General features: G+C 68.5%; 21 protein-coding genes and 1 tRNA gene. 10 read left to right on the top strand and 12 right to left on the bottom strand.

Features of this window, described 5'->3' with window-relative positions; all coding sequences use genetic code 11:
- Window positions 1–55: 55 nt before the first annotated feature.
- Complete coding sequence (locus ACFXJ8_RS40640) at window positions 56–325, top strand: GlsB/YeaQ/YmgE family stress response membrane protein (protein ID WP_379650373.1); 270 nt, start codon at window positions 56–58, stop codon at window positions 323–325.
- On the opposite strand, the gene ACFXJ8_RS40645 is transcribed toward ACFXJ8_RS40640, so the two are convergent.
- Both ACFXJ8_RS40645 and ACFXJ8_RS40650 read right to left on the bottom strand, forming a co-directional pair.
- Window positions 322–1,461 (bottom strand): fumarylacetoacetate hydrolase family protein, encoded by a 1,140-nt coding sequence (locus ACFXJ8_RS40645; protein WP_379650375.1) that lies wholly within the window; start codon window positions 1,459–1,461, stop codon window positions 322–324. The genes ACFXJ8_RS40640 and ACFXJ8_RS40645 overlap by 4 nt on opposite strands.
- A gap of 59 nt (window positions 1,462–1,520) precedes the next feature.
- A complete protein-coding gene (locus tag ACFXJ8_RS40650; RefSeq protein ID WP_379650377.1) occupies window positions 1,521–3,101 on the bottom strand; it encodes a DUF2637 domain-containing protein in 1,581 nt (526 codons plus the stop codon).
- A 32-nt stretch (window positions 3,102–3,133) separates the two neighbouring features.
- On the opposite strand from ACFXJ8_RS40650, the gene ACFXJ8_RS40655 reads away from it, so the two are divergent.
- The 5 genes from ACFXJ8_RS40655 (at window position 3,134) to ACFXJ8_RS40675 (ending at window position 6,463) form a co-directional block, all read left to right on the top strand.
- Window positions 3,134–3,511, top strand: coding sequence for a PPOX class F420-dependent oxidoreductase (locus ACFXJ8_RS40655; protein ID WP_379650378.1), 378 nt, complete (start codon window positions 3,134–3,136; stop codon window positions 3,509–3,511).
- 82 nt (window positions 3,512–3,593) lie between these two features.
- A complete protein-coding gene (cysS, locus tag ACFXJ8_RS40660; protein WP_379650379.1) occupies window positions 3,594–4,985 on the top strand; it encodes a cysteine--tRNA ligase in 1,392 nt (463 codons plus the stop codon).
- Window positions 4,986–4,997: 12 nt separating this feature from the next.
- Window positions 4,998–5,960, top strand: a complete 963-nt coding sequence (rlmB, locus tag ACFXJ8_RS40665; RefSeq protein ID WP_379650381.1) for a 23S rRNA (guanosine(2251)-2'-O)-methyltransferase RlmB — start codon at window positions 4,998–5,000, stop codon at window positions 5,958–5,960.
- A gap of 20 nt (window positions 5,961–5,980) precedes the next feature.
- Window positions 5,981–6,053, top strand: a tRNA-Thr gene (locus tag ACFXJ8_RS40670).
- A 95-nt stretch (window positions 6,054–6,148) separates the two neighbouring features.
- Complete coding sequence (locus ACFXJ8_RS40675; protein WP_358144131.1) at window positions 6,149–6,463, top strand: hypothetical protein; 315 nt, start codon at window positions 6,149–6,151, stop codon at window positions 6,461–6,463.
- A gap of 70 nt (window positions 6,464–6,533) precedes the next feature.
- Here ACFXJ8_RS40675 and xerC read toward each other — a convergent pair whose 3' ends face one another.
- The 8 genes from xerC to ACFXJ8_RS40715 form a co-directional block, all read right to left on the bottom strand.
- The gene (xerC, locus tag ACFXJ8_RS40680; protein ID WP_379650383.1) at window positions 6,534–7,757 is read right to left on the bottom strand and encodes a tyrosine recombinase XerC; all 1,224 of its coding nucleotides are present in this window, start codon (window positions 7,755–7,757) and stop codon (window positions 6,534–6,536) included.
- On the bottom strand, window positions 7,754–7,939 hold the full coding sequence (locus ACFXJ8_RS40685; RefSeq protein WP_379650385.1) for a helix-turn-helix domain-containing protein: 186 nt from the start codon (window positions 7,937–7,939) through the stop codon (window positions 7,754–7,756). The genes xerC and ACFXJ8_RS40685 overlap by 4 nt, the downstream gene beginning before the upstream one ends.
- Window positions 7,929–9,293 carry a replication initiator gene (locus ACFXJ8_RS40690; protein ID WP_379650386.1) on the bottom strand — a complete coding sequence of 455 codons (1,365 nt, stop codon included), beginning with the start codon at window positions 9,291–9,293 and terminating at the stop codon, window positions 7,929–7,931. Before ACFXJ8_RS40690 ends, ACFXJ8_RS40685 begins: the two co-directional genes overlap by 11 nt.
- 205 nt (window positions 9,294–9,498) lie before the next feature.
- Entirely contained in the window at window positions 9,499–9,660 is a 162-nt protein-coding gene (locus ACFXJ8_RS40695) for a hypothetical protein (RefSeq protein WP_379650388.1), read from the bottom strand.
- A 12-nt stretch (window positions 9,661–9,672) separates the two neighbouring features.
- Complete coding sequence (locus tag ACFXJ8_RS40700) at window positions 9,673–9,999, bottom strand: hypothetical protein (protein WP_379650389.1); 327 nt, start codon at window positions 9,997–9,999, stop codon at window positions 9,673–9,675.
- An 18-nt stretch (window positions 10,000–10,017) separates the two neighbouring features.
- Window positions 10,018–10,638 carry a DUF2637 domain-containing protein gene (locus ACFXJ8_RS40705; protein WP_379650391.1) on the bottom strand — a complete coding sequence of 207 codons (621 nt, stop codon included), beginning with the start codon at window positions 10,636–10,638 and terminating at the stop codon, window positions 10,018–10,020.
- A 22-nt stretch (window positions 10,639–10,660) separates the two neighbouring features.
- On the bottom strand, window positions 10,661–11,980 hold the full coding sequence (locus ACFXJ8_RS40710; protein ID WP_379650392.1) for an FtsK/SpoIIIE domain-containing protein: 1,320 nt from the start codon (window positions 11,978–11,980) through the stop codon (window positions 10,661–10,663).
- Window positions 11,973–12,302 (bottom strand): hypothetical protein, encoded by a 330-nt coding sequence (locus ACFXJ8_RS40715; RefSeq protein ID WP_379650394.1) that lies wholly within the window; start codon window positions 12,300–12,302, stop codon window positions 11,973–11,975. Before ACFXJ8_RS40715 ends, ACFXJ8_RS40710 begins: the two co-directional genes overlap by 8 nt.
- 99 nt (window positions 12,303–12,401) lie before the next feature.
- On the opposite strand from ACFXJ8_RS40715, the gene ACFXJ8_RS40720 reads away from it, so the two are divergent.
- Window positions 12,402–12,767, top strand: a complete 366-nt coding sequence (locus ACFXJ8_RS40720) for a GntR family transcriptional regulator (RefSeq protein ID WP_379650396.1) — start codon at window positions 12,402–12,404, stop codon at window positions 12,765–12,767.
- Here the strand turns inward: ACFXJ8_RS40720 and ACFXJ8_RS40725 are convergent.
- Entirely contained in the window at window positions 12,730–12,888 is a 159-nt protein-coding gene (locus tag ACFXJ8_RS40725) for a hypothetical protein (protein ID WP_379650398.1), read from the bottom strand. The genes ACFXJ8_RS40720 and ACFXJ8_RS40725 overlap by 38 nt on opposite strands.
- A complete protein-coding gene (locus ACFXJ8_RS40730; RefSeq protein WP_379650400.1) occupies window positions 12,885–13,082 on the bottom strand; it encodes a hypothetical protein in 198 nt (65 codons plus the stop codon). Before ACFXJ8_RS40730 ends, ACFXJ8_RS40725 begins: the two co-directional genes overlap by 4 nt.
- Window positions 13,083–13,230: 148 nt before the next feature.
- Between ACFXJ8_RS40730 and ACFXJ8_RS40735 the strand changes: the two genes are divergently transcribed.
- The 3 genes from ACFXJ8_RS40735 to ACFXJ8_RS40745 are packed head-to-tail and all read left to right on the top strand — an operon-like array spanning window position 13,231 to window position 15,167.
- Window positions 13,231–13,971 (top strand): helix-turn-helix domain-containing protein, encoded by a 741-nt coding sequence (locus tag ACFXJ8_RS40735; RefSeq protein ID WP_379575273.1) that lies wholly within the window; start codon window positions 13,231–13,233, stop codon window positions 13,969–13,971.
- A 2-nt stretch (window positions 13,972–13,973) separates the two neighbouring features.
- A complete protein-coding gene (locus tag ACFXJ8_RS40740) occupies window positions 13,974–14,450 on the top strand; it encodes an NUDIX hydrolase (protein ID WP_379650401.1) in 477 nt (158 codons plus the stop codon).
- 15 nt (window positions 14,451–14,465) lie between these two features.
- Window positions 14,466–15,167, top strand: a complete 702-nt coding sequence (locus ACFXJ8_RS40745; protein ID WP_379650403.1) for a hypothetical protein — start codon at window positions 14,466–14,468, stop codon at window positions 15,165–15,167.
- Window positions 15,168–15,238 lie beyond the last annotated feature (71 nt).

Raw genomic sequence — 15,238 nt, forward strand, 5'->3', positions numbered from 1 at the left:
CCGGGTAATCGTCTCCCCGTGGGCGGTGAAAATCTCACCCCACGGGGAGGTTCTCATGACAATCGAATCCATCCTCGGTGCCATCGTCATCGGGGCCGTCGTCGGCGCGATCGGTCGTCTTCTGCTTCCCGGAAGGCAGGCCATCGGCTGGATCCTGACCATCGTGGTCGGGATCGTGGCGGCTCTGATCGGCACGGCCCTGGCGCAGGTCCTCGGCGTTGAGACGACCTCCGGCATCGACTGGATTGAACTCGTGATGCAGGTGGTCCTGGCCGTCGTCGGCGTGGGCATCGTCGCTGGTCTGCGCCGTGGCACGAGCGTTTAGACGGCGGGGCGCACCGTTCCCCGCGCCTCGCCGAACCCCACGCCGTCGAACGTGCGGGCGGTGAGCACGACGGAGTCCCCGTCGGCCAGGAACGGCCCGTTCCCCGTCAGCTCCAGCAGCGTCCCAGTGCCCCCCACGGGGCCTGAGGCGAGCAGATCGCCGGTGCGCAGGTGCGCCCCGGCGATCGTGCTGTGCGCGAGCAGCTGCGGCCCCGTCCAGTACTGGCGGGCGTAGTCAGGCTCGGACAGCAGCGTGTCGTTGACGTTGACGCCGAGCGTGATGCGCAGGCCCGCGGGCTCACACGTCCGCAGGTACGCCGCAGGCTCAGGATCCGGCTCCGGCTGCTCGACCCGCGCGGCGTTCAGCGCCGCCAACGGCACCACCCACGGCGAGACCGACACCGCGAACGACTGCCCCAGGAACGGGCCCAGCGCGCGCGACTCCGGCACGATCAGATCGTAGGCGCGCCACACGTTCATCAGCACCATGCCGAACACGTGATGCGGGAAGTCCTTCGTCGTCAGCGGGTACGGCGGAGCCGACGGCACGCCCATGACATAGCCGAGCTCGGCCGACAGGTCCAGGCGCTCGGCGGGCTTCAGGAAGCCGTCCTTGCGCTGGCCCGAAGGACGCACGACGGGCGAGCCAGAGACGACGACCGAAGAGGCCCTGCCGTACTGGCCGACGGGCATCCTGCGCCACGTCGGCGGCAACGGGTCGCGGCCAGGCGGCTGGAACAGCCTGCCGAGGTTCGTCGCGTTCTCGATCGACGTCTGGAACAGGACCAGGTCCGCCACGTTGAACGGCAGATGCATCCTGACCTCCGACTGCGGCCGAAGGCAGGGGAGCACCCTGTCGATGTTCGAGACGTCGGTGAGGAGCTCGGTCAACCGTTCGCGCACATGGAACCAGGCGCGAGGGCCCGCTCCCATGAAGGTGTTCAGCCTGCCCGCGGCGAACCAGTAGGCCTCGGGCATGACACCTGTGACCGTCAGCAGGTGCAGGTCGAGGACCTGGTCGCCGATGGCCACACAGACGCGCGGCAGCTCGCCCTCTCGCGAGAAGACGCCGTAGGGCAGGTTGTGGATGGGAAAGTCGCTTCCCTCAGGGATTGGTACCCATGACTTGATCGTCACGGGAGGCTTCTTGCCCGCTTTCGGGTCAGCTCGCCACCCCCGTCAGGTCAAGGTTCGGTTCATTCCTCGGGCGGGAGCGGGGTACTGCGCAGCCGTCCCGAGGGGGCGTCGGGCAGCGGGGCCTTCTGGGTTTCGCCTGGGCCTTCGAGGGTTTCGCGCGAGCCATCGTCGGTCTCGTGCAGGCCCGTGTGCGTTTCGCCCGGACCATCCTGAGCCTCGTGTGGGCCTGTGCGCGTTTCGCCCGCGATCTTCTGGGACTCGGGCGGGTCTTCCTGGGTCTCGCGCGGGCTGTCGTGGGTTTCGTGGGTGTCGGCCGGGCTGTCGTGGGTTTCGGGCGGGCCTAAGACGGGTTCGGACTCGTCGGCCGACTCGGGGCCGTGGCCGGGGTCTGGGCTGTCGGCGCGCGTGGCGGCACTGGAGGCGAGCGGGCGGAGCCGCTGTTCGGAGACGACCCGGACGGGCTGGGTGTCGGCGTCTCGGACGCTGTCCGGATCGCGGGAGTCGTCGGGGCGCGGATGGACCAGCACGTCGGTCGGCTCGGTCCTGGCCAGGTCACCCCAGCGGATGGGGCGATCAAGCTCGGGCTCCTCGACGGGCTCCCTTTGATCGGCCGCGTAGACGGGGTGGGGCGCGGTCACGTCGTCGGCGTCCTGGCGGCGACCCTCTCCTGCCCTCGTCCACTCTTCGGCGGGCTGGGTCTCAGCGGGCTGGACCGCGGCCGTCGGGGCCGCGGTGGGGTCGGTCTCGGTGCGGTAGGGGGCGGCGCTCGGGGCTTCGGCGGGCTGGGTCTCAGCGGGCTTGGTCCCGGTGGGCTTGGTTTCAGCGCGCTCGGTCTCATCGCGCTGGATCTCAGCGGGGTGAGACGCGGCCGTCGGGGCTGCGGTGGGGTTGGTCTTGGTGAAGTGGGGGGCGGCGCTCGGGGCTTCGGCGGGATCGGGGGCGCGAGTCCGGAGCGTGGGGGCAGGCTCGGTCCTGGGTTTCGGTACGGCCTGCGGCTCCGCCGTACCGGTCGGCTCTGACTCCCACCGGGTGACGCGTTGCGAAACGGGGATCGGCGGCACCGGAGGAGTCTCGGGTGCGGGTGTGGGGCCGATCACGGGTGTCGGCTCCGGCTCCTGCTCGGCCGTACCGACCAGCGGGGGTGCCTCGCGAGGGCCGCGGAACGGCACGATGTCGCGCTCCGCCGTACCCTCGGCAGGCTCGTCGGGCCCGCGACGGGCCTGTACGTGCTTGATCATCACCAGCCACAGCCACAGCGCGACCGTCAGCATCACCCACGGCGCCACCGCCACGCCCACCGCGACCGCGTCGACGGGCAGCCGGGCGATGCCGTTCGTGGTGACCAGCACGTTCACGGTGGCCGCGGCCGCGATGAGCAGCACCAGCACGACTGCCGCCTGCAGACGCACGAGCAGCCGGCCCGAACGCAGCAGCAGCACGCTGATCAACGCCACCGCCAGCAGGGCGTCGAAGGCCGCGGGATAGAGGTAGGCGAGGTCGGCGCGGGCCGTGCCGACAACGGCGAGGGCGCGCAGGTCATCGAAGGAGAGCACGCAGGCGGTGGCGGTGAGGCCCGCGACGGCGAGCCCGGCGAGCGCGATGCCGATGCGGCGCAGCGCGGAGGGGGGAGTCACGTCCATGGCGTTTTCGAGCCTACAGAACAATGGTGTTCATGAACGAAGACGTGAGGAAGCTCTTCGACGGACCCAACTACGCGACTCTGACGAGCATCAACCCCGACGGCGGGCCGCAGTCGACGGTCGTCTGGGTGCGGACCGACGGGGACGACATCCTCGTCTCCACGATCAAGGGCAGGCGCAAGCCGCGCAACCTCGAGCGCGACCCGCGCGTCAGCATCCTGGTGATCGACCCCGCCGACCCCTACAGGTACGCCGAGGTGCGCGGCAGCGTCACCGTCGAGGACGACCCCGAGGGCGCGCTGATCGAGGAGTTGTCGCTGAAGTACACGGGCAACTCGTGGGAGGAGCCGCCCGGACAGGAGCGGCTGATCATCCGCATTCACCCGCGCAAGGTCATCCTCAGGGGTTGAGCGCCCCACATATTGACACGGATTGGGCGCCATGCGTGGGATCGCTTAGCCAAAGGCCCTCGCAGTCCGTACCCTTGCCTTCGTGAGCCTGCACCTATACGACACCAGCACGCGCGCCATCCGTGAATTCGTTCCGGTCGAAGCCGGCCGGGCGTCGATTTATCTGTGTGGCGCCACCGTGCAGGCACCGCCCCACATCGGGCACATCCGTTCCGGTGTCAACTTCGACGTGCTGCGGCGCTGGATGACGCGTTCGGGCTACGACGTGACGTTCTGCCGCAACGTCACCGACATCGACGACAAGATCATCAGGGTGTCCGCGGCCGAGGGCGTGCCGTGGTTCGTCGTCGCCGAGCGCAACCAGCGGGCCTTCACCTGGGCGTACGACACGCTCGGGTGCCTGCCGCCGACCGTCGAGCCGCGCGCCACGGGGCACGTACCCGAGATGATCACGCTGATGCAGCGGCTGATCGAGCGCGGCCACGCCTACGCCTCGGGCGGTGACGTCTACTTCAACGTCCAGTCCTACGCCTCCGAGTACGGCAAGCTGTCCAACCAGAAGCTCGAGAACATGCGCGCCGCGGGCGACACCGACGACGAGTCGTGCAAGCGCGACCCGCGCGACTTCGCGCTCTGGAAGGGCGAGAAGCCCGGCGAGCCGATCTGGCCGACCCCGTGGGGCCCCGGCCGTCCCGGCTGGCACCTGGAGTGCTCGGCCATGGCCACCAAGTACCTCGGCTCGACCTTCGACATCCACGGCGGCGGCATCGACCTGATCTTCCCGCACCACGAGAACGAGATCGCCCAGTCCCAGGCCGCCGGCGACGGGTTCGCCCGCTACTGGATGCACAACGGCATGCTCAAGATCGGCGCGGAGAAGATGAGCAAGTCGCTCGGCAACTCCCTGCTGATCCCCGACCTGCTGAGCCGGGTGCGCCCCGTCGAGCTGCGCTACTACCTGGCGGCGCCGCACTACCGCTCCTCCATCGACTACTCCGAGGAGGCGCTGCTCGAAGCGGCCGCCGCCTACCAGCGCATCGAAGGGTTCGTCACCCGGGCGGCCGAGGTCATCCACGACGTCGACGCCGACGCCCCGCTGCCCCAGGCCTTCGTCGACGCCCTCGACGACGACCTCGGCACGCCCCAGGCGCTGGCCGTCGTCCACGAGGTCGTCCGCGAGGGCAACGTCGCGCTGGCGCGCGGCGACAAGGAGGCCGTCGCGCGGCTGCTGGCCGAAACCCAGACCATGCTCGACGTGCTCGGCCTCGACCCCCGCTCCCCCCAGTGGCGTACGGCGGGCTCCGACCTCACCGGCGTCGTCGACGCCCTGGTCAAGGTGGCCCTGCAGCAGCGCCAGGCGGCCCGCGCCCGCAAGGACTACACGGCCGCCGACGCGATCAGGGATGGCCTGGCCGAGGCCGGCATCACCGTCGAGGACACCCCGCACGGGGCTCGATGGGAGTTGACCCGCTAGTACTCTTGTTGCATGGCAGCAGGTGGAAGAGCGTCAGGCAGGCCCTCCAAGAAGAAGGGCCCGGCCAAGGGCACGGGCGGCAACGTCCGGCGCTCGCTGGAAGGCAAGGGCGCTACTCCGCCTGCGCACATGAGGCACTGGTACAAGGACAAGGCACGCGGCGAGCGCATCGCCCGCGAGGAGCGCGGCGGGTCGTCGTCGCGGCCTGCCGTACGGCAGAGGAAGCCCGAGGACACGCCCGAGTACATCGGCGGGCGCAACCCCGTCGTCGAGGCGCTCCAGGCGGGCGTGCCGGCGACCGCGCTCTACGTCGCCCAGCGCATCGACAACGACGACCGCGTCCGCGACGCCATCAAGATCGCCGCGGACACGGGCATCGCGCTGCTCGAAGTCTCCCGCGACAAGCTCGACCGCCTCACCGAAGGGGCCGTCCACCAGGGCATCGCCCTCCAGATCCCCGCCTACGACTACGCGCACCCCGACGAGCTGATCGAGCTCGCCCACGACGCCGCCGAGGTGCCGCTCATCGTCGCCCTCGACGGCGTCACCGACCCTAGGAACCTGGGCGCCATCGCGCGCTCGGCCACCGCGTTCGGGGCCCACGGGCTGCTCATCCCGTCCCGCAGGGCCGCGGGCGTCACCGGAGGGGCGTGGAAGACGTCCGCCGGCACCCTGGCCAACCTGCGCGTCGCCCGCGCCGCGAACCTGACGGCGGCGCTGCGCGAGTACCGCGAGGCGGGGCTGTTCGTGGTGGGCCTCGACGGCGCGGGGACCGTCGACATCGACGAGGTCTCCCTGCTGGAGGAGCCGCTCGTGGTGGTCGTCGGGTCCGAGGGGAAGGGGCTCTCGCGACTGGTTCGGGAGCAGTGCGACGTGGTGGCGCGGATCCCGATGCACGCGGCGGCGGAGTCGCTGAACGCTGGGGTGGCGGCGGGGGTGACGTTGTATGAGGTCGCTCGTCATCGGCGGCGGTAGCGTCTAGACTGTGAGGCCGCGCCGACGTAGCTCAATCGGCAGAGCATCTGTCTTGTAAACAGAAGGTCAGGGGTTCGATTCCCCTCGTCGGCTCTGCAGCTCAAAGGCCCTTCGGGAAGATCCCGGAGGGCCTTTGCGATCTCTATACAGCAGCGAAATACAGCAACGGCATCGGCTTCGGGGGTTCCGTGGAAGCGTGGTACGCGGTTCGATGCGTCTTCCGGTGGGTCACTCACGGCGCTTACGAGGAACGGATCACCCTGTGGCGGGCCGATTCGACTGAGACGGCGATCCTGCTGGCTGAGCAGGAGGCAGCCGAGTATGTCGAAGGGCAGGACTTCGAGTTCTTGGATTTCGCGCAGTCTTACCGTTTGTCGGATGCGGCAATCGGGCAGGGCACAGAGGTTTTCTCCCTTCTCAGAGACAGCGATCTTCCGCCCGATGCCTACCTGGATGCGTTCTTCGATACGGGTTCGGAGCGACAGGAAGTTCTTGGCGGGTGATCTGCAAACGCAGGAAGTCCCACCCCGGATCACGCGGCTAGGGATGGGACTCCGACTGATGTTGCAGCGGTCAGCCGCCGAGGCTGTCGTTGAGCTTGTCGAGTGCCTTGCGGGTCTCCGGGCTGGGGATCTGGGTGTAAACGTTCATGGTCACCGAGATCTGCGAGTGCCTGAGGATGCGCATGGCGACGCGGGGGTGGACGTCGAGGGCGGCCAGGAGTGAGGCGCAGGTGTGCCGGGTGTCGTGGACGCGGATGCGAGGAACGCCGGCGTTCTTGCAGTGAGCGTCGAAGGCACGGTTGAGGTTGCGCGGTTCGATGGGTGTGCCGAACTTCGTGGTGAACACGAGGTCGGAATCCTTCCACTTTTTACCAGCGTCCTGGCGGGCGTCGTCCTGGGTCTGGCGGCGCCGCTTGAGGGCCGAGATGCACAAGCCGAGTAGCGGGAGCGAGGCGGAGGAGTCGTCTGTCTTGGTCTTGTCGCGGTGGAGGAGCTGCCCGCCGACTCTGGTGAGCTGCCGGGCGATGTGGAGCTCTTCGGTGGCGAGATCTACGCAGTCCCAGGCCAGGCCGAGCACCTCCCCGCGTCGCAGGCCAAGGACGAGGATCAGCACGTACGCGGCATAGAGTGGATCGTCCTGGACATGTTCGAGGAAGCGGCGAGCTTCATCGACGCTCCAGACGGCCTGTTGGCGCTTCTTCTTGGTCTTGCTGGCGCTGGGCAGCGTGGTCAGCGCTGCGACGTTCTTCGAGATCAGCTCCTCGCGAATGGCATGGCCGAGGGCAGCCCGGAGGGTGCGACGGATGCCGATGATCGTGTACCGGGCTGGGTAACCCTTGCAGCACTTCCCGATGGCACAGCATCGGCGCTTGGCCTGAGGACGCTTGTGGTCCTTCTTCTGGTCGCAGCAGGTGCAGAGGGTGGGCAGCGTGTTGAGCCAGGCTTGCACGTCGCGGACGGTGAGCTTGTCGAGGCGCTTCTTGCCCAGGCCGGGGATGATGTAGAGCCGGACGAGCGGCTCGTACGCGACGTAGGTCGTTGGTTCACGGTTGGGTTCGACGACTTCCGCGAGCCAGCGCTTGAGGAAGGCTGCCAGGGTCTCGTGCTTGGTGGCCACCGGTCCTTTGCGGGTCTGCTCGTGGAGTTTGAGCCACTTCTCGTGGGTCTCCTCGCGAGTCTTGCCGTACGCCCACTTGCGGGTCTTCTTGCCTTCCGGGGTGGTGACCCAGACATAACCTGCCCAGCCGTCCTTGTACGGGAAGATCGAGCCTTCTCCATTGGATCGCTTGGTCATGAGCAGGCCTCCTCGCAGAGTCGGGTCACGTAGGCGTCGAGCGCTTCCGCGGGGATGCGTCGGCAGCGGGCACCGACGAGGATCGAGGTGACCTCGCCGGAGCGGATGAGGTTGTAGAGCGTCCACCGACTGATCTTGAGGGTGGCCATCGCTTCCGGCACGGTGAGGAGTTCAGCGCTCATGTGAGCCTCCTCGTGATGTGCCGGTGATGGCGGCGGTGAGGAGCTGGTCTCCGGCTGAGTGGCCCTTGCCTGCGTAGGTCCATTCGCTGATCACGAGGACGGTGTCCTCGTCGAAGAGCGGGAGGCGCCCGGTAGTGATCTCGTGGTCGCGGGCGTGGTCTTCGCGGGCGGCGCGGAGTGCGCCGAGGGTGGTGGAGTAGCGACGGGATCGGGTGGAGAAGTGTCCCTTGAAGCCGAGCATGTGCGCCCACTGGGTGAGCCGGAGGTCGGCCAGGTCCTCGATGGCGCCCAGGCGTAGGCATTCGGCGATCAGGCGTTTGGCGTGGTCGCGGAGGTTGAAGGCGTCGAGGTTGTCGAGGGGGTTGATGCGGCGATCGAGGGTGCCGACGCACTCAGCCGCCTTGGTGGCGTACTTGGCGATATAGCCCGCGACGGCTTGTTCGGTGAGTTCGCCGTCCAGGGTGATGGGGCGGATGTCGAGCTGAGCGCCCCACTTGAACAGGCGGGCCGGTTGGTCGTCGACGGCCGGGACCAGAGCGCTGACGACCCGGGCGGCGTGCCGTACGGCTTGCTCCAGGACGTCGGCGGTGGCCCAGGCCGGGGGCGGTGCGGCAGGACCTCCAGGGCCGTCGATGCGGATGACGGCGTGGAAGTGGACGACGCCGCGGCGCTGGTATTCGGCGACTTTGGCGAAGGAGACGGTGAGGTGGTCGCGGAGTTCGCGCAGGGCCAGGCCGCCGAGTTTGGCCAGGTGCCGGCGGAGGGAGTCGGCCAGGCGCTTCCAGAGGAGCGGGGCCAGGGCGTTGAACAGGACTGAGCCGGTGTAGTCGTAGCAGTCGGGGCAGAGCGGTTCGCCGAGGCGGGGGTCGTCGGGGTTGTGCTTTGCCGTGCAGGACATGACGGTGCCGTGTGGGCAGGTCGGGGCGTTGCGGCGGGCGTGGCAGGGTCCGGTGTCTCGGCGGGTGTGGACCGGGCCGAAGGAGGGGGCGGTGAGGGTGACGAACAGGGTCGGGTGGTCGGTCACCGTGTCGGGGACGCCTTTGCCGCCGATGAGGCCTGCGCGGATGAGGTGGTAGGTGTCGGCGCGGTAGGTCTCGGCGCAGGCGGGGCAGCGGGAGGCGCGGCGGGTCTTGCAGGGCAGGCGTAGGACGCCGTCGGGTTCGTGGCGGGTGGTGTAGCGGTGGAGCAGTACGCCAGTGACGGCGTCCCTGTGTTCGACCTTGCCGCGCAGGTGGATCGGTTGGCGGCATCCTCCGGTGGCGCGGATCTGGGCGGCCCACCGGTCGTAGTCGGGGGCGTTGAGGCGGGTGATCAAGCCGTTGATGAGGTGCGCGTTGGTGCGGTTTGTGGGCAAGATGGAGACCTCCTTTCACTCGTTCGGGTGAGGGGATGGCCCCCGACCTGGCAGGCGTCTTGGCGGATGTACGGCCAGGCCGGGGGCGCCGCGCTTTATGCGCCGTGGTTGTCGATGCCGGTGCCGTCGCAGTCGCGGCAGCGTTCGTGGTCGGTGTCGAGTCCGGTCCCGTTGCAGGTGCAGCAGCGGTAGCGCGTCATGGGGGTCACCTCCCTTCGCGGGGTGTGGTGTTGACGTAGACCCGCCAGTGACGGGGCTTGGCGCGGTCGGGGTAGGCGCGGGAGACGCCGGAGACGGTGAAGTTCAGGCGTAGCCGGAAGAAGGCGTCGATGATCTCGGCGCGGGTGCCGTCGAGGCGGATTCGCATGGTCGTGTCCTGTCAGGTGAGCGCGATGTTGTCGCGGTAGCTGTTGGCGGCCTCGTGGCGGGCGCGTGCGTCGGCGAGGATGGCGAGCGCCTCGTAGCGGACGGGGCCGAAGCTGAGCCCTGTCTTGTAGTGGCCGAACTGGAGGTCCTTGGGGTCGATCTCGGTGCCGAGGAGTGCGGCGACGTGGTCGATGTCGGCGCGCATCGCCTTGTCGTCGGCCTTGGGAGGGAAGTACAGGGCGGTGATGCTGTGCCGGGGCAGCGGGACGTCCGGGTTGGCCTCGAAGTAGGCGGCGAGGTCACGAAGGCCGGTGACGAAAGCGGTTCGGCGGTCGGTCATCGGTGTTCTCCCTTCTGATCAGGCGGTTCGCAGGGTGTGGAGCAGATCAGAGGCGAGTTGGTTGGAGACGCCCAGGCGGACGCGCAGAGCGTCGCGGGTGATGGGTCTGCCGTGCTTGGCGTGGTGTTCGTCGGCGACGCGGCGGGCGTAGTCGAGCAGGGCGGGCGCGGGGCCGGCCTCCGGCTCGTCCTCCCGTTCGTCCTCGGTCTGCAGGACGGGCGCGAGTTCGGGGACGGCGGCGGGGGACGGCTCAGGACGGTCGATCATCCGGCGCTCCAGCATGGAGACGGCGATCAGGAAGGCAGTCGCGGGCGTGGCAGCGGTGATCCAGCCCCACACCGTCGGGTCGGCCTGGGCCAGGTTGGCGGCCAGGGACAGGACGATGCCGCCGGACAGGACGAGGACGGGCCACGTGAGCCGGCCCCGCCGTACCCTGTCCGTCGTCTTGTCGCGCTGCCGTTCGCGGGCGGCCATGACGCAGGTGAGGTCGATGCAGACGGCCACCGCCCAGGACATCCAGCCGGTTTGGCCGTGGTCGGCGGCTGTGTCGCGGATGTGGGTGAACGATCCGGCACCCGCGATGACGGCCAGGACGACGACCGGGCCGGTGTCGAGCAGTCGGCAGGCGAAGCGTCGCATCGTCGCACCCCCTTTCATGGGTTCAGGCGTTGACGGCTTGTGGAAGGTGGGCGGTGATCTCGTCCCAGGGCGGGGCGAGGTGGGCGTGAGTGCGGGCGGCGTGTTCGGCGGCTTGCTCGCTGACGTGGAAGGAGCGGGCGCGGTACCACTGGCCGTCCTGGGAGGCGACGATGGCGACGCCGGGTGTCTCTGCGGCGATGGCGCGGGCGGAGGCGAGGGCGGCGGGGTCGAGGTCGCCGAGGGTCATGGTGGCGGTTTCGGGGTCGTTGACCCGGTGGCAGATACGGCCCGAGCACTGAGCCCGCAGCGCGGTGACGCCGGGGCCGAGGTCGGAGCCGATCCGTTGGCCACAGCAGAACAGATAGATGCCGAAGGCCCGCCCGAGCTGAGCCACCCGCAGCAGCGCCGTCGAGGTGCGGGCGATCTCGTCCTTCTCGCTCTTGTCGGCCATCAGGTACAGCTCGGCCAGCTCGTCGACCAGGACCACCACGGGCACGGGTCGAAGGGCGGGAGGGAGTTGCCAGATGTTGCGGGCGGCGGCCTGGCGGCACAGGCCCATCCGGTCGATCATGAGGCCGACCAGGTCGGTTAGTAGGTCGACGGATTCGGCGCGAGACGTTGCCAGGGCTGACAGCCGAGCAGAGTAGGGGGTGAACTCGACGCCGCCCTTGAGGTCGAAGCCGACTAGCGCCACTGGTTGCGGGGACAGGCCGACAATCAGAGCGTTGGCGAGGTTGGATTTGCCTGACTGGGTCGCGCCCGCGTTGAGCCAGTGCGGGACGGTACGGAAGTCGACCACCCAGGGTTTGCCGGTCTCCAACCGTCCCACGGTGACCTTGAGCAGGTCGGGCGAGGGCGGAAGTTGGTCGACCTTGACGAGTGGGTCACGCATGGTGGCGGCCAGTCGTACCCGGCCCGGCTTGTCGGAGGAGACGCGTACCGCGTGCACGCCCCAGGAGTGGGCGAGGCGTTCGGCGGCGTCGGCGTAGTCGCCGGGAATTTGGCCCTCCAGCGTCCACAGGGTGACGCGCCAGCCGTACCGGGTGGGCAGCGGCAGCCACATGAACGGTTTGGTGTCGACGGCGACGCGTTGGAAGCGGCGCCGTACCTTGACGAGGCCGGTGGAGGCGACGGCGCCGGGGGTGAGGGTGAACCACCAGCGTTGCCGCTTCTTGGTCAGCCCGCAGCCCAGCGCTACCCGCCGCCAGGACGCCCGGACGGACAGGGCCATGAGCGGGAAGCCGACGGCGAGCCAGAAGGACGGGTAGTGGTAGCGGCGCCAGGCCCACAGCCCGGCCGCCGTAGCGGCCAGGGCTATGAGCAGGAGCAGCGGGTCAGGCATTGGCAGCCTCCCGCGCGGGGAGCAGGGCCGAGGCGCGGTAAGCGATGCCCCACCGGCCGGCGATTTCCCAGACGTAGCCGAGCAGGCCGACGGCGGTGACCTGGTCGCCGGTCGTGATGGGGGGTTCGCCGGTGGTGCCGATCTTCACGAGTTCGATGCGGCCGAACTCGTCCTCAACCGAGACAGTGACCTCGAAGACGGTGTTGCCGTTCTTGTCGGTCTTGATCTCGCCGGTGTCGCGGTTGAGGACGCGCGGCTGTGGGGCCTTGACGCAGGTGATGGCGAGCTTGGTGGTGTCCACCGGGATCGGGACGGTACGCATAGGGTCTGACCTCCTTATTCGTCGTAGCCAACATGGTTAACCTAGTTGGCTCAGTTGTCAATGTTGGCGTGGGTGACTTGGTGTGGTGAGATTGGTGCGATGGTCAAGCACACCGGGCGGCCCGGCTACCTCCAGATCGCTGACGATCTGCGCTCGCAGATCCGCGGCGGCTCCCTCGCGCCCGGCAGCCCGTTGCCCTCCACCGCCCAGCTCGCCGAGCGATACGACGCGTCGCTGTCGGTGGTGAAGATGGCGGTCGGCATTCTGCGCAACGAGGGCCTGGTGATCGGCCAGCAGGGCAAGGGCGTGTTCGTCCGTGATGGCGACCAGGCAGCCCCGGCCGGGGATCTCGCGGGCGAGGTCGCCGACCTGCGCTCCGCCGTACAAGAGCTGTCGGTACGGCTCGCGCAGGTCGAGGAGCAGCTATCTACGTCCACGACACGCCCCGCCCCACATAACCGGTAGCCATCCGGTCGCGAAGGCTCGCGCTCATGGCCCTGTCGGCGCGGTGAATGCTCACCACGATCATCACGAAGCCGACCAGGACGACGAGGCCGAGAGCCGCCGCGATAACGAGCGCGATCATGACCAGATCACCCCAGCCTTGGAGCTGTTGCGCGGGCCGCGCGGGGGACGGCGGGTCTGGCCGCGACGCGAGCGCTTGCCCGCCTGCTTCCTGGCCCAGCGGTCACGAGCCAGGCACTTGAGGCAGCGGGTCTGTCCCTCGTCCAACACCGCGCCGCACTCGCACGCGGGGGTCGGGTAGATCTCGTTTGCCATGTGATCACCACTCCTTTCGGTCGCCGTTCTTGCTTGCGAACTGAGAATGCGACGAAGAGTGAGGACGAGATCACTACAGGACGGGACATGTTCAAGACGTCCGGCTTACGATGTCGAGGTCCCTGGGCGTCCTCCCGGAGCAGGTGAGATGGCGAACGAACGGCTACGCGCGGCACTGCTGGAACGCGGGGTGAGCATCGCGGATCTGGCCGATGCGATCCGAGTCGATCCGAAAACGGTCGAGCGGTGGATCACCAAGGGGCGCGAGCCGTACCGAAAACACCGGTATGCGGTGGCTTCCTACCTGGGCACGGACGAGACCTACCTATGGCCGGAGGCGCTCACACGCGAACAGGTGGCGTCGGCGTCCGAGAGCGAGGTCGTGCGCGTCTATCCGCATCGCTGGGCCGTGCCCCGGGACGCGTGGGGACGTCTGTTCGCCGAGGCGTCCGAGGAGATCGGCGTGCTCGTCTACAGCGGGCTTTTTCTCGCCGACGACGCGGGCATGGTTCGGATGCTCGGCGAAAAGGCCGGCGCGGGCGTGCGGGTCCGTATTCTGCTGGGCGACCCTGACTGCGCCGAGGTCGCCCAGCGTGGCGAGGACGAGGGCATAGACGGCGGTATGGCCGCCAAGATTCGCAACGTCCTTGTCCTCTACCGGCCGTTGCGTGGGCGGGAGAACGTGGAGATCCGGCTGCATCGGACGGTGCTCTACAACTCGATCTACCGCGCCGACGACCAGTTCCTCGTCAACACCCACGTGTACGGCACGCCCGCCGGGAACGCGCCGGTGTTCCATCTGCGCCGGGTGCAGGGGGGCGACATGGTCAACACCTACCTCGACAGCTTCGAGCGGGTGTGGGCCGGGGCCGTCCCGGTAGGCTCGTGAGCATGGGCCGCCGCATCGACTTCTACGACGATCCCGCCGCGCCCAAGCCGAACAGCCTCGTCCCCTCGGTGAACGTCGTGGTCACCAACGAGGCCGGGGACGTCCTGATGATCCGGCGCTCCGACAACGACAACTGGGCCGTCCCAGGTGGCGCCATCGACCTGGGCGAGTCGATCCCGGCGGCAGCCGTGCGGGAGACCGTCGAGGAGACCGGCATCACGTGCGAGATCACCGGGCTGGTCGGCACCTACAGCGACCCCCGGCACGTGATCCTCTACACCTCCAACGGTGAGGCGCGGCAGGAGTTCTCGATCGTCCTCACCGCGCAGGCGGTCGGCGGAGAACCGACGCCGAGTGACGAGTCGCGCGAGGTGCGATGGGTTCCCCGTGACGAGGTGTCGACGCTGTCCATGGACCGGTCGATGCGCATGCGGATAGAGCACTACTTGGGCGGATCGGCAGTGCCGTACATCGGTTAGTGCCATTGTTGACCAATGGCTTTGGATCTTGTCCGGGGCGCTGTCATCGGGTTGCCCGCGGGCCTTGGCCTGGGGTACCCGGTGTCGCGTCTGTACGAGGAGGACCTCGACGGCTACGTGGCCCTGCCCGGCATCGCCTTGGCCGTGGTGCTGATCTTGCCGGGTGGATGGCTGCTCGCGAGGCTGGCGCGAATCACGCATCCACTTCGCACCGCGCTGCTCGGGCCGACGCTGTTGTGGGTATCCAGCGGCGCGGCGGCACTAGCTGTGCCCCATCCGAGCCCGCGATTGGTTCTCCTCGAAGTCGCCGCGCTAGCCGTTGTGAGCTATGCGTGCGCTGCTCAGTTGACGGGCACCACGTCACTGGCTCCACGTGTGATCGCTGCTGGAGTGGTGTGTGCGTGCGTGATCACGACGTCGGCGATCCAAGAACGGCGAGCGGAGAGGGAGGAGCGGCAACGGCGCAGTGAGTACATCACGTATCTCCGCGAGTCCGTACCGTTGGCGGTGCCTGCTGTCGTCCCGGGTCGCCGGCTGGTCAGGACATTGCCTCTCGCCGACCGCACCATGGAACTCGGCTACGCCAAGGATCGAGAGAGCGAAGCCGACGTGCTCATCCGTATCACCGACAACGAGGATCCACGTCGGGCATGTGCGGCGTGGAGTCGGGAAGATGCCAAGCCCGGTTGTGAAGGTCGCGTCCAGGATGCGGTGTAAAAGGGAACGAGCGTAGGTTGCCGTGCTGAACCGTCCAAAGTTCGCACTACGCAAGGACCTACGCTCGTGGC

The sequence above is a fragment of the Nonomuraea sp. NPDC059194 genome (genome assembly GCF_042754765.1).
Taxonomy (GTDB): Bacteria; Actinomycetota; Actinomycetes; order Streptosporangiales; family Streptosporangiaceae; genus Nonomuraea.